Origin of the sequence: Paraglaciecola hydrolytica, from assembly GCF_001565895.1 — a bacterium.
Taxonomy (GTDB): Bacteria; Pseudomonadota; Gammaproteobacteria; order Enterobacterales; family Alteromonadaceae; genus Paraglaciecola; species Paraglaciecola hydrolytica.
This window is the reverse complement of record NZ_LSNE01000003.1, coordinates 190101-203728: the sequence shown is the minus strand read 5'-3', so window position 1 is coordinate 203728 and position 13628 is coordinate 190101. Positions and strand designations below refer to the sequence as shown.

The 13628-nt window shown below is 43.9% G+C and carries 9 protein-coding genes; 8 read left to right on the top strand and 1 reads right to left on the bottom strand.

Annotation, left to right across the window (positions count from 1 at the left end; all coding sequences use genetic code 11):
• Nucleotides 1–14 precede the first annotated feature (14 nt).
• The 8 genes from AX660_RS03435 to AX660_RS03400 all read left to right on the top strand — a co-directional run bounded on the left by AX660_RS03435 (nt 15) and on the right by AX660_RS03400 (nt 13150).
• On the top strand, nt 15–2354 hold the full coding sequence (locus AX660_RS03435) for a glycoside hydrolase family 2 TIM barrel-domain containing protein (protein ID WP_327082842.1): 2340 nt from the start codon (nt 15–17) through the stop codon (nt 2352–2354).
• Between the two features lie 19 nt (nt 2355–2373).
• Entirely contained in the window at nt 2374–4986 is a 2613-nt protein-coding gene (locus tag AX660_RS03430) for a glycoside hydrolase 5 family protein (RefSeq protein ID WP_068372563.1), read from the top strand.
• A gap of 150 nt (nt 4987–5136) precedes the next feature.
• Nucleotides 5137–6468, top strand: a complete 1332-nt coding sequence (locus tag AX660_RS03425) for an MFS transporter (RefSeq protein ID WP_082768722.1) — start codon at nt 5137–5139, stop codon at nt 6466–6468.
• A gap of 15 nt (nt 6469–6483) precedes the next feature.
• The gene (locus AX660_RS03420) at nt 6484–7494 is read left to right on the top strand and encodes a LacI family DNA-binding transcriptional regulator (RefSeq protein WP_068372560.1); all 1011 of its coding nucleotides are present in this window, start codon (nt 6484–6486) and stop codon (nt 7492–7494) included.
• A gap of 94 nt (nt 7495–7588) precedes the next feature.
• Nucleotides 7589–8764, top strand: a complete 1176-nt coding sequence (locus AX660_RS03415; RefSeq protein ID WP_068372557.1) for an FIST signal transduction protein — start codon at nt 7589–7591, stop codon at nt 8762–8764.
• A 1-nt stretch (nt 8765) separates the two neighbouring features.
• A complete protein-coding gene (locus tag AX660_RS03410; protein ID WP_068372553.1) occupies nt 8766–10607 on the top strand; it encodes a putative bifunctional diguanylate cyclase/phosphodiesterase in 1842 nt (613 codons plus the stop codon).
• 38 nt (nt 10608–10645) lie between these two features.
• Nucleotides 10646–12487, top strand: coding sequence for a DUF294 nucleotidyltransferase-like domain-containing protein (locus AX660_RS03405; RefSeq protein WP_068372549.1), 1842 nt, complete (start codon nt 10646–10648; stop codon nt 12485–12487).
• Nucleotides 12488–13150, top strand: a complete 663-nt coding sequence (locus AX660_RS03400; RefSeq protein WP_068372546.1) for a 3'-5' exonuclease — start codon at nt 12488–12490, stop codon at nt 13148–13150.
• Between the two features lie 16 nt (nt 13151–13166).
• Here AX660_RS03400 and AX660_RS03395 read toward each other — a convergent pair.
• On the bottom strand, nt 13167–13628 hold a 462-nt coding region (locus tag AX660_RS03395), incomplete at its 5' end, for an SLC13 family permease (RefSeq protein WP_201027400.1).

The window sequence follows — 13628 nt, the reverse complement described above, 5'->3', positions numbered from 1 at the left end:
ATAGGAAGAATCTTGTGTTAAAGCCCTTTAAAACCAGTCTTGTCTTACTACTTAGTCTGGCGCTATTGAGTTGCCAAAAGACAGTGGAAACTATGCATTTAACTGCGCAGCAGCTGGACTACCGTCAAGATTGGCAGTTTGCCAAAGGCAGTGAGCAGGAAACGCCAGATAAGCTGGTTTGGCAAGACATCAGTTTACCCCATACACCACATATTGAGCCCATGGTGGTCAATGAGCAGTGGCAGGGCATAGCTTGGTACCGTAAAACCATCACCACTCAGCCAGACTGGCAGGGTAATAAAGTGCTGTTACGTTTTGAAGCGGCGATGAATCATGCGCAGGTGTGGTTAAACGGCGAATTGCTGGGTAGTCATCTAGGTGGTTATTTGCCCTTTACTTTTGATTTGAGTGACAAATTATTGTTTACTAAAAATAATGAATTATTGGTGAAGCTGGATAACCGCGACAACCCTACCATTGGGCCTAAACCATTAAAAACCTTAGATTTTAATACCTACGGTGGTTTGTATCGTGGGGTCAATATTATTGTAAAGTCACCGCTGTATATCAGTGATGAAATACTGGCAAACAAAGCGGCCAGTGGTGGCGTGTTTGTGACTTTTCCGCAAGTTAGCTCAGTAGGATCGCAAGTTAAGATTCAAACTCATGTGGTTAATGATAGCAATGAAAGCAAGGCCTTTACTCTACGGCAACGTTTAAGTTTTGCAGGCAAAGCCGTCGCCGAGGTTGTAGAACAACAGGTATTACAAGCTCAAAGTGATCTGCAATTTTCTCAGTTGCTCGACGTGAAACAAAGCAAGTTGTGGCATCCAAATCATCCTGATTTATACGAGCTCAATACCAGTATCGAACTTGATGGGCAGCTTATTGAAAGCCAAAGTCGTAAAATCGGTATACGTGAATTTGCTTTTAACGATAAACAGCAGTTGTTGATCAATGGTGAAGTGTTCTTTTTGCGCGGAGTTAATCGTCATCAGGAATATCCTCATGTGGGGTATGCGGTTTCGCCCCAAGCTGATTATCGCGATGCGTTAAAAATTAAATCAGCTGGTTTTGATTATGTGCGTTTGTCTCATTACCCCCATTCTCCGGCTTTTATGCAGGCCGCTGACGAACTGGGATTAGTGCTAATCGATGCCATACTCGGCTGGCAATATTATGCTGAAAATTCTGAATTCAAGGAGCAAGTTCTGCGCACTTGCCGAGACCTTATTCGCCGCGACCGCAATTATGCCAGCGTTTTGGCTTTTGAATGTTCTCTGAATGAGTCTTGGATGCCAGAAGAGTTTATTGCTGATTTGCATAACATGGTCAAACAAGAATACCCTGGCGCATTTTCTGCTGGTTGGCAGCAGGGTTATGACATGTATTTACAAGCTCGTCAGCATCGCTTGCAACACTACGAAACGCCCACTGTGCCTTACAATGTCTCTGAATACGGTGATTGGGAATATTACGCGCAAAATGCCGGTTTAAATCAGGATAGTTGGGCTGATTTGAAAGAAGATGAACGCACTAGTCGCCAGTTATTAAGCAGCGGCGAAGCTCGTTTATTACAGCAAGCGCGCAATATTCAAGAAGCACACAACGACAACCTCAGCACCCCGGCTTATGCTGATGGTTATTGGGTGATGTTTGATTATAACCGTGGTTATGCCGACGACTTAGAAGCCTCGGGCATTATGAGTTTGTATCGTTTGCCTAAATACAGTTATTACTTTTTCCAGAGTCAGCGTGATCCTGCCTTAACATCGGACAAATTCGATGCAGGCCCTATGGTTAAAATCGCTAGCGAATGGACGGCGGATTCAAGCCCACAAGTACGTGTATTCAGCAACGCTCAGCAAGTAGAGTTGTGGTTAAATGGCCAGCTAATTGGCCGTCAACAACCTAGCATTAATGCATTATCAGAGAACTTAAGCCATCCACCTGTTGAGTTTGACCTTGGTAAATTTAGAGCAGGTGAACTGTCGGCTAAAGCCTTTATCGATGGGGTTGAAGTGGCTAGCGATAAAGTTATTACACCGGGTGAAATAAGCCAAATCAGTCTGCGTATTGATAGCAGCGGTGTAGCACCAGCAGCTGGAGAAAACGATGTGCTATTTGTTTATGCTCAGTTACAGGATGCAGTAGGAAATCCTGTACCGGTTAACGGTCAACAAATTGATTTTGCAGTGAAGGGTGATATTGAAATCATGAACCCTGAAGCTGTGTTTACTGAACAAGGTACTGGGGCTGTGTTAGTGCGTATTGGCAGTACTTTGCAGGGAGCCAGTATTACTGCTCGTACCGGCAATTCGGCTATTGTTAGCTCTGAGCTTAAACTACAGTAATAAATATAAGGCTTTGCTAATGAAGATTAAACAGGGTTTTTATGGACTTGTATTGCTGTGCTGTTTTGCCGGTAATACCGTGCTGGCAACTCAATTACAAAAGCAGTTGCCTGCCGATGCCCACGTAGTTGATGGCGTGCTACGTTACAGCAACGGCAGTCAACAAGGTCAAGAAGTGGCCTTGTTTGGAGTGAACTATGCAGTGCCATTTGCCTACAGTTATCGAGCCTTAAAAAAACGTGGTATTGATCACAAAACCGCCATTGATATGGATGTGGATCACATCGCCAGACTGGGTTTAGATGCGTATCGAGTACATATCTGGGACAGGCAAATCAGTGATCAGCAAGGCAACTTGCTGGTTAACGAACATCTACAGCTGTTTGATTATCTATTAGCCAAATTGGCTGAGCATGGGATTCGGGTGATCATTACTCCCATTGCTTGGTGGGGCAGTGGTTATCCTGAGCCTGATCCCGATGAACCGGGTTTTGCGTCTTTCTATAGTAAAGGCGATATGAACCACAATGCTCGGGCCATCACAGCCCAGCACAACTACCTTAAGCAGTTTTTCACCCATATTAACTCTTACACTGGATTAAGTTACGGCCAAGATCCTAATGTAATAGCGATAGAGTTATTTAACGAACCACGTCACGAAGATAGCCTAAAAAACAATGAAGTTTATATTGAGGGACTTGTTAAGGTCGTACGCGATCTGGGTATTACTAAACCGCTGTTTTATAACATTAGTGAGCAGGGTAATAACCCTAAATTTGCCGCCAGACTTTGTTCAACTTCGATAGATGGGGTGGCTTATCAGTGGTATCCAACTGGCTTAGTTAAAAACTCCCAATTAACCTCGAATATGTTAAGCAGTGTGGCTCATTATACTAATCCGTTTTCAGAGATTGCGGCGTGTCAAACCAAGGCCAGAATGATCTATGAATTTGATGCAGCAGATACTGCCAAATCGGTAATGTACCCCGCTATGGCACGCAGTTTTAAAGAGGCTGGTTTTCAATGGGCAACTCAGTTTGCTTACGACCCAGCGGCCATTGCCGATACTAATTCCGACTACAATACCCACTATTTAAACCTGCTTTACACTCCAGCCAAGGCCATTAGTTTTATGATCGCGGCAGAGGTGTTCAGGCAAGTGCCACTTTTACAACAACAGGCTGATTACCCTGCAAGCAACAATTTTACTGCTGGCAGCAGTCAGGTGAGTGTGGATTATCAGCAGGATTTGAGTGTTCTTAACAGCCCAGAGCAATTTTTGTATTCCAACTCGACTCAAAACAAGCCTTTAAACAGTAAACAACTTAAAAAAATTGCCGGTGTGGGTTCGTCGCCAGTGGTGAGTTACCAAGGTAGCGGCGCCTATTTTCTGGATAAAATCAGTGAGGGTAACTGGCGTTTAGAAGTGTATCCCGATGTGTTGCAGCTACAAGATCCTTATCAAAGTGCTAGTTTGAAACGTGAAGTGGGACGTTTATATGCCCGTTCTCATACTCTTAAACTGGCCCTCGCCGATTTGGGTAAAAACTATGTTATTCAGGGGCTAAACCAAGGTAATAATTTAATAATTCAGGCTGATAAAGGCAGTGTTACTGTCAATCCCGGCGTGTATTTATTGTCCCGTCATAAACCACAGAAATCATTATTAAATGCTATCGACAGGGTCTTTTTAGTACCTCAGTTGGCCAAACCTGCGCTGACCATCAGTCATCAAAATCAGCGGGAAATCAGTGTAAATGATAATTTTAAGTTTAAGCTGCAAGTGGGTAGTGAACAACAGCCCGATAAGGTCGAATTAGCCATCCGTTATCGAGGGCATAAAAATTTCAGTCTTTTAACCATGCACGAGACTGGCGCGAATCATTATGCAGTGAGTTTGCCCCACAATAAGCCAGAATGGTCTGCTGCTGGGCAACTGGAATACGTTTTTGTGATTACTGAAAAGAGCCAGAACACTACCTTTCCCGGAGGTATACAAGGTTCGCCTGATGAATGGGATTTTGTTGCCTCGCAAGCTTACTGGCAGACTGAGTTACGACCCGCTGGCGCACCAGTCACGGTGTTTGATGCTTTGTTAGATAGCCACAACTTAATTTACCCCAACAGTGCCAAATCTAAGTGGGAGTACGTTATCGGACAACAGGGACAGGGCGCGGCTTTACGTTTGTCGCAGATGGATTTATCTGTTGCACAAAATCCGTTGCTACGCATGACGCTGGCGGCGGATAATCAGTTATTACAAGGGGATCTTAGTCAATACAATACGCTAGCCATAAAACTGCGGGCAGTGCAGCAAACGGAGCATCTACAGTTTAGTTTATTGGATGCTGATGGTCTGGCTCGGGGGATGGAACTGGATGTTACTACAGAGTGGCAATATTTGTTATTGCCTTTGTCAGCCTTTAAAGCCACCGATACACTGTTTCCCCAAAGCTATCCGATGTTTATGCCTGCCTCTTATCCCGCTAACAACAAAGCGGAAAATACCTCTTGGCTTAAACAGCTAAATCAACTACAAGGATTGCAGTTTGTCTTTGCGGGACAGAAATACGATAAGCCAAGTGGCTGGCATGCTATTGATATAGCCGAGGTTAAACTGCTTAAACGCTAAAAGCTGCTGCGGGCGCTGAGCCGCGAGTCGCGAGCTAAAGTAAAACAGCTTCGAGCGTCGTAAGCTCGTGGCTACCGCTAAGATAAAGCAAAGCGCTATTACGCTGCTTTGCAACTCATTACTCGCTGCTTGTCACTAAAAGGAGGGGATTTGCCCCAGCACATAGCAAACAAACAAAAGTGGAGTTTAGGCGCAGGCTTTTTTGCTACTTCGTTTGTTAATCAAAGCCTGATGGTGCTGGCTATTCCCTTTTATCAAATGACCCTAGGGATCGATCCTTTTTTACTCAGTATAGTTTTGATCCTGCCATTTTTATTGGCGTCCTTGCTTAATCCATGGGTGGGGCATCTAAGCGACCAATACCACAGTCGCTTTGGACGACGGCGTCCTTTTATTTTTGTGTCTGCGTGGATTTGTGGTTTATTGTACGGCCTAGTATGGATGGTACCAGAGCATTGGTCGGCGCACAGTCAGTTAGCGTATTTTGCGCTGACGTCCTTACTACTTTACTGCGGCTACGTATTTTTAAATGTACCCATGACCTGCCTATCTTTTGAAATAAGCCGGGATCCACAAAATCGTTTAGCTCTAATGGGCTTTACCACTTACTTCGTTAAACTCGGTACTTTGTTGTATCAATGGTTATTTCCACTGGCACAACTGGCGCTATTTTCTTCGGTATTTTTTGGCATTAAAGTGGTTGGCTGGGGTGTGGGCATAGGGGTGATTGCCTTATTGGGTATGTTGCCAGCGATTTTTTGCCAAGAACAAGCGTTTGTCAGACAGCCCTCAAGCCGCATAAGACTTAGAGACAGTGTCGAATTACTTAAACACAATAAAACCTTGAGTATTATTTTACTGGTGTGTGTTTTGCAATTGGGTGGCAGTGCTTTTAGTGCCAGCATGGATTATTACCTACTGGTTTATTATGTACATGGCGGCGATTTAATTCTGGGTTCAATTGATAAAGGCTGGTTATCAACGGCTTATACTCTGTTGGGTATGTTTGCCATTCCCTTGTTGCTCAGATGGTCTACTCGAGCAGGCAAAATCAAGGTGCTGCGAGGGGTCTTGTTGCTAACTGCCTTAGGTGGCTTGGTTAAGTGGTTTTTGTTTGTACCGGGTATTGGTCTGTGGATAGTATTTGATGCCTTATTATGTACGCTGATTTGGAGTGCCATGAGTACCGTGATACCGGCCATTATTGCCGATACGAGTGACCAACATAGCCAGCGAACTGGGCAGCATTCAGAAGGACGATTTGTTGCACTATTTACCTTAGTTGCAAATTTGAGTGCTGGGCTGGCAATATTACTTGCTGGCTTGAGTTTAAATCTAAGTGGTTTTGATGCGGATTTAGGCAGCCATCAATCATCCGACAGTTTAACTATTATGCGCCTAATCTTGGCTGGTGGGACCTTTACGTTTAGCATATTGGCGTGGGCACTGATACGCTATCAGATAGATGAAAATAATAAATAAAAGAGAATGACTACAATGGTGACAATTAAGGATGTGGCGCGCATAGCTGGAGTTTCAACTGCCACAGTATCTAGGGTGATCCATGATGGTGCTCAAGTCGGTCCAGTTTGTCGTGCACGGGTGAAAAAAGTCATTGCAGAGTTAGGCTATCGGCCCAACAGTAATGCTCAGGCTTTAGTGGGTAAAACCAGTCGTACTATCGGTGTGGTTACACCTAAGTTATCCATGTCATTTTTTGGCACCTTAGCCTGTGGTGTGGAAAAATCCGCACGAGAAAATAACTATAAACTATTAATGGCTAACTCACTGTATGAGACAAAATCTGAACTTGATGCACTCAATTCTCTGCGTGAACATAACTGTCATAGCATCATACTGCACAGTGATTATTCGGATCATAAAACCCTGACCAAACTGGCCAATGACATCCCAGGTTTGGTATTGATTAATCGTTATATTCCTAAAATCGCTAATCGTTGTGTGTGGCTCGATAATGTACAAGGCGCAGAACAAGCTGCTCAATATTTGTTGGATAAGGGCCACCGTAAATTTGCCGTCGTCACCAGTATTTATCGTAATGGCGACCCTGAACTCAGGGTGCAAGGTACTCGACAAGCCTTAGAGCGAGCAGGAATCGACTTACCCAATACCGCGATTGAAGAATCCACGGCCAATATCGAAGGGGGTGAGCAAGCTGTTAATGCTTTATTGGCTAAAGGCTGTAAGTTTACCGCCATCTTAGCCTATAACGATTTAATGGCAATTGGTGCTATCCACGCCTTGTTTGCTGCAGGTTTACGGGTACCTCAAGATGTTTCGGTGATTGGTTTTGATGATTTACCCTTAGCTCGGGCATGCCGTCCTAGACTAACTACTATGCATTATCCGGTGGAAGAAATGGCCAACTATGCTTCTAATCTGGCAATTGAACTCAATGAGCCGAATAAAAAGATCGGTAGTCGTACTCATTTATTTTTAGCTGAATTAGTAGAGCGAGACTCTGTTGCACCGCCGCCAGAAGGTTAGTATATTCACCTGACTGCTGAAAGGGTAAATAAAGATTGGCAGTATTAAGTTAGTTATTACTAGCGTTGGCTGTTCATAAAACAAGGGAAAGATTTTGAGTGCATTGTTTACTTCAGTTCAATTTGCTGACAGGGTTTCCGAACAAAGTCTGACAGAACTCCTTAGTGCTACCATTCAAACTAATCCAGCAGCCTTGATGCTGCACTGTGCCGATGATGTTTCATTAGATTTAGCCTTGATTGAAGCGTTTTTACAGTCTCAACATATTCCTATTTTTGGTGGGATCTTTCCGGGTTTGTTGTTTGCTGGTGAGGTTAAAAATACGGGGGTGTTACTGGCAGGCGTAAGCCAAAACGTGCATATCGAGTTGCTCAGTAATTTAAGTACCCTAAGTTCTCCCAAATTTACATTAACACCACAACTGTTGAGTTGTCCCTCGATGATGGTGCTGGTGGATGGTCTGGCACGTAATATTGATCCCTGTCTGCAACATCTGTTTAATCAGGTTGGCCACTCTATACGAGTTGTTGGTGGTGGTGCAGGCTCATTGAGTTTTAAACAAAAACCTTGTTTGTTTACTAATCAGGGGCTCAGTCAAGATGCCATGTTGCTGGTAGGCATGAGTAATCAGCTAGAACTCGCCATAGCCCACGGTTGGCAGAAATTAGCCGGTCCTTATTTGGCTAATCAAGTTGATGGTAATGTTGTTGAACAACTGAATTTTCAGCCTGCACTGGAAGTTTATCAGCAAGTCATTGAGCATCACAGCGGGTTAAAATTTAGCGAACATGAGTTTTTTGCTATCGCCAAAACCTATCCTTTTGGCATCGAACGTTTAGATGATGATGTGCTGGTGCGTGACCCTATCACCTGCGAACAAAACCATATGGTGTGTGTCGGTAAAATTCCTGACAATACCATGTTATATATCTTACATGGCGAGGCCGATAATCTGATTAGTGCCTCGGTAAATGCGGTACAAGAGGTGTTGAGCGAATATTCTGCTAGCCATACTTTTTATGATGGTTTTTTGTTTGACTGTATTAGTCGGCAGTTGTTTCTAGAGGACAGATTTGTCGAAGAATTACAGGGGATAAGCAGCACAGTAAACGAAAATCAGGCGATTATTGGGGTACTGGTGTTGGGTGAAATCGCCTCAGGTGCGGCAGGCTCGATTAATTTTCATAATAAAACCGCAGTAACGGTGCTCAGTTGCAAGCAGTCTAAGACAACTGGTACTAAAGCTATCACTGGCTTACAGAGTAACTGATATGGATCAAAACAACCGTACTCTGCAACTTGTTTCCATTCAACATGAACTGGCCATGAGCATTGGTTTGGATTTAAACCTAGCGGTGATGCTAGAAGTTTTTATAGGGCGCATGCAACAGCGTTTAAGTTTGAGCGCTATTCAGATGTTTATCCGTAATCCTGACATCAGCCTTACCCATAATATCGACAAGGCCTATTTAAGCTCTCCGCAGACCTTGAGTGACAGTGACGAGCAACATTGGCTAAATCAGCAAATTGCCCAGTTTTATGTGATGCCCGAGCAAAATATTAGTGCATTGCAGTATGAAAAAAAGCATTGGTATTTGTTACGGATTACGGATGTGGGCGTAGTGGCTGCACAACGTAAACAAGTCGCGATAGAAAACATGGTATTGCAGGCATTAAGGCCTTTGCTCAGCCGTTTGGCGCTTAGTTGTCAGGCCTGTATCGAACATCAGTTTTTGCTTGATGAAATTAAAAACCGCAAAAAAGTCGAACAGCAGCTTATCGAACAAACGTATATTGATCATCTGACCGGTTTACCTAACCGTAAAATGTTTAACTTAAGTCTTGAAAAAAATGTAGCCAAGGCACTGCGTGAACATAGTTGCGGCGCGGTGTTATATATTGATGTGGATCGTTTTAAGTTGGTTAATGACACGCTAGGCCACGGCGTGGGAGATGAATTACTCATTAGCGTCGCTAATTTGTTGAAAAGTTGCGTGCGTAATGGTGATGCATTGGCGCGGGTAGGTGGTGATGAATTTATTATGACCCTTTCACAGCTAGGTGAAAGCGCCGCCGAGGTAGAAACTACCGTCAGCCGCATAGCGCAAAAAATGTTACGTATGACAGCGACTCCGCTAGAACTTAAACATTGCTCTGTTAATGTTTCATTGAGTATAGGTATCTGTGTATTTCCGGTTTTTACCAATAACCAGCATTTAAACTTAAAACAACATTGTAATGCGGCAGTTAAAAATGCTGATATCGCTATGTATCAAGTTAAACGCAATACTCGCAACAATTATGCGTTTTATCGCCATGAGCTACAGGTGCTGTCGGATAAACGCATAAATATTGAAAAACACCTGCATATTGCCCTGCGTGAACAACAGTTTTCACTCCACTATCAACCTTTGGTTAATAAATCTGGGCAGATTATCGCCGCTGAAGCGTTGATACGTTGGCACAGCCCTGATCTTGGTTGGGTGAGTCCAGCTGACTTTATTCCTATCGCCGAAGAATCAGGTTTGATTGTCGATATTAGCCAATGGGTAGTGAACAAGGCCTGTGGTTTGATTGCAGAATTGACTCAGAAAAACGTTTTTTCGGCGTTAAAGTATTTGAGTATTAACATTAGCCCTCGCTATTTCAGTCAAACAAATTTTGTCGCCAAGTTGAATAAAGCAGTGGTTGAACATCAAATCGAGCCTACCCATCTGCGCCTTGAAATCACTGAAGGAGTGGCCTTGGTTAATATTGACAATGCCATCCATACCATGCAAGTTTTGCGTGAACAGGGTTTGTATTTTATGTTGGATGATTTTGGCAATGGTTATTCATCGCTTTCTTATCTGCATAAACTGCCTTTACAGGCAGTGAAGATTGATCGTAGTTTTATTACCGATATTCATTTGTCTTCCAATAATCGTGTAATAGTGAATGCGATGATCGATATCAGCAGTCATTTTTCCTTGGAATGTATTATTGAAGGGGTCGAGAATCAGGCCGAAGCCGATTATTTTCGTGATAAAGCTATCGCTGCTATTCAAGGGTTTCATTTTTACCGCCCCTTGCCAGAAGCCGATTTTGTACGTTTAGTGTTAACAAATCACTGAGTTATTTGAATATTTTTCAGTATTAAGAGAGTGTGTATATGCACGCGGTTCCCCAGCAAGTTATTAACTTTTTAGCCACTTCGGCACCTTTTGACAAACTTAAGCCGCAGCAGCTTACGGCGCTGGCTACGAGCTGCTCAGTATTATATTTAACTGCCCAAAATGCCTCCACCTTGCTAAAGGATAATCTAAGCAGTTTATTTCTGATCCAGTCAGGTCAGTTTAGTTTGCAAGAGCCGGATGGCAGTGTGAGCCATCTGAGTGACGGTGATTATTTTGGTCATTTGGTGGCTAAACAACAGGCTTTTAACCCTGAATTTTTGACGGTAAATCATCCCGGTCTGGTCTATGTCATTCCCAGTGAAGCGCTAGCTAACAATTTACAACTTATACCGGAGTTGCAGTTATTTTTTAGCGCTTACAAAGAACAAACCCTGCACAACCAAGCTATTGACGATTCAAACTCTATTTGGCTGCATAAACCTTTAGCAGAAGTCTTGAGCGAAAAATTGGTTAGTGCCAGGCAAGACACGCCGATTTTATTGGCTGTGCAATTGATGGCGCAGCAACAAGTCTCGACCTTGATGATCACCGATTTTATCGATGACGAAGAACAACTGGTAGGCATTATGACCGACCGAGATATTCGTAACCGCGTGGTGGCTGCCCAGGTTGATATGCAAGAGCCCGTTGCAAAAGTCATGACAGCCAATCCTTGTTACATCGAAAAACAACATACGCTTTTTGACGCTTTATGTTTGATGACGGAAATGAATATTCATCATTTGCCCATAGTCGAAAGCAATAAATTGCTGCCCATTGGTTTGGTCACCGCCACCGACATGCTGCGTTATCAAAGGGCTAACGTACTGTTTATTATTGGCGAGTTGATGAAGGCACAAAGCCTGTATGAGTTAACCCGTCTGTCGTGGCAATTACCTCAGTATTTTTCTACCCATGCTAAACGTCTGGGGGATTTTGATGTGGCGGGCAAAATTCTGTCGCAAGCTACCGATATCATGACCCGCAAATTAATCGACTTTTTCCAAATCAAACATGGTATGCCACCTTTTGATTATTGTTGGCTGGTTTATGGCTCGCAGGCGCGAGAAGACCAAACCATGGGTTCTGATCAAGATAACGGTTTGTTATTGGCCAGGATACCCGATGAAACAGAGGCTGAGTATTTTGCCTTGATGTCGGACTATGTGTGTAAGGGCCTCAATAAATGTGGCATTGCTTCATGCACAGGCAACATCATGGCGAGCAATCCAGAATTACGTTTGTCCCTCGAACAAGCGATTAGTGAGGCCCATACTTGGATTGATTCACCCACACCTAAAGCTTTGTTAAGTTTTAATATTTTTCTGGATGTGCGCCCCGTTGCAGGCAACATCAATCTGTTTAAGCAACTGCATCAGGCACGCAGCCCTTTGTTTAATCAAAGCCGCTTTTTAGCCTTATTGGCACGGCAAGTGGGTGACTTGAGTGTGCCTTTGTCGATGTTCAAACGTTTTACCTATGACAAAGGTACCGCCGATGCCATCAATCTTAAAAAGTACGCCTTAAATATTATTAACTCTCTTGTGCGAATTTATGCCTTATCAGCCCAATTGAGTATGCCCAGCACCTTAAGCCGTTTGGCTAATCTACCCAGTGAGGACAGTTTAACTAAACGCGATGCGGATAATTTGCGGGATATCTGGTTATTCTTAAATCGTTTACGTTGGCGTCATCAGGTTAGTAATAAAGTCACTAATAACAGCATATTAATTAAAGACTTATCCGCTATTGAAAAACATCAGTTAAAAGCGGCTTTTCAGGCCATTCAGGTGGCACAGCAAGGTGCCTTGATGAAATTTTGTGGAGAAATGAGTTAAGTGAATTGGTGGCATAAAAGTAAAAAGTTTTTGGGTGTCAGTGCGGGAATACCTGAAAAATGGAAAAACCAACATTGGCAGGATGTGCCGCTGTTAGCCATTGATTTAGAGTTAACCTCGCTGGATACCTCTGTTGCTGCTATTACCTCCATTGGTTGGGTAAGTGGCATCAACGGCCAAACTGATCTCACTAGTGCTTTTTATCAGGTGATTAACACTGCCGAAGATTTGCAACAAAGCCCAGTGATCCATGGTTTAACTGCCGAACATATCGCCCAAGGTGATGCACTAGCGCCAGCTCTACAAAAATTGGCAACCATGTTGCACTCGCATATTTGGGTATTTCATCATGCGCCCCTCGATACCCAAGTGTTATCGCGGGATATGCGGCTGCTCGATATTCCACTGGATGGCATGCTCAGCTTGGATACCCTGTGCTTGGAAAAATACATCTTAAACCGTGCCCAAGCGGTATTCAGTCGAGATAGTGTGGTACTCAGCGATTGTTGCCGGCGTTACGGATTCCCGCCAGCGCCAGCGCATAACGCCTTGGATGATGCCATGGCAACTCTGCAACTGGCCTTTGCCCAGCTTAATGCTTTAAAGGTATTCCCACATAAAGTGTCGGATTTAAGCCATTGTCGCAGTTTGCAGGTTTATTAGGGCTTATTATTAGTCTCTAAGGCGCAAACGCCCAAGGTGCAATAAACACCGATACCAACGTTACCAGCACTATGCCCAGCAGATTTAACAAGAATCCGGCTTTAGCCATTTGTGGAATGCTTATATAGCCCGACGAATACACTATGGCATTGGGCGGTGTGGCTACAGGTAGCATAAAGGCGCAACTCGCTGCGAGTGTTACCGGTACTGTCAGGCTGATAGGCGCACCCCCAATTTGCAGAGCGATGGCTGCTACCACGGGTAAAAATGTTGCTGTAGTGGCCAAGTTGCTGGTCATTTCCGTTAGAAAAATTACCATGGCGGTGGCACAAACGATCAAGACAATCAAACCGAGCGTATTGAGCTGCACTAAACTCTGGCCTAACCAAGAGGCTAAACCAGAGCTTGAAACTGCCGCTGCCAAACTTAAGCCGCCGCCAAACAATAACAATATGCCCCAAGGTATTTCCTGCATATC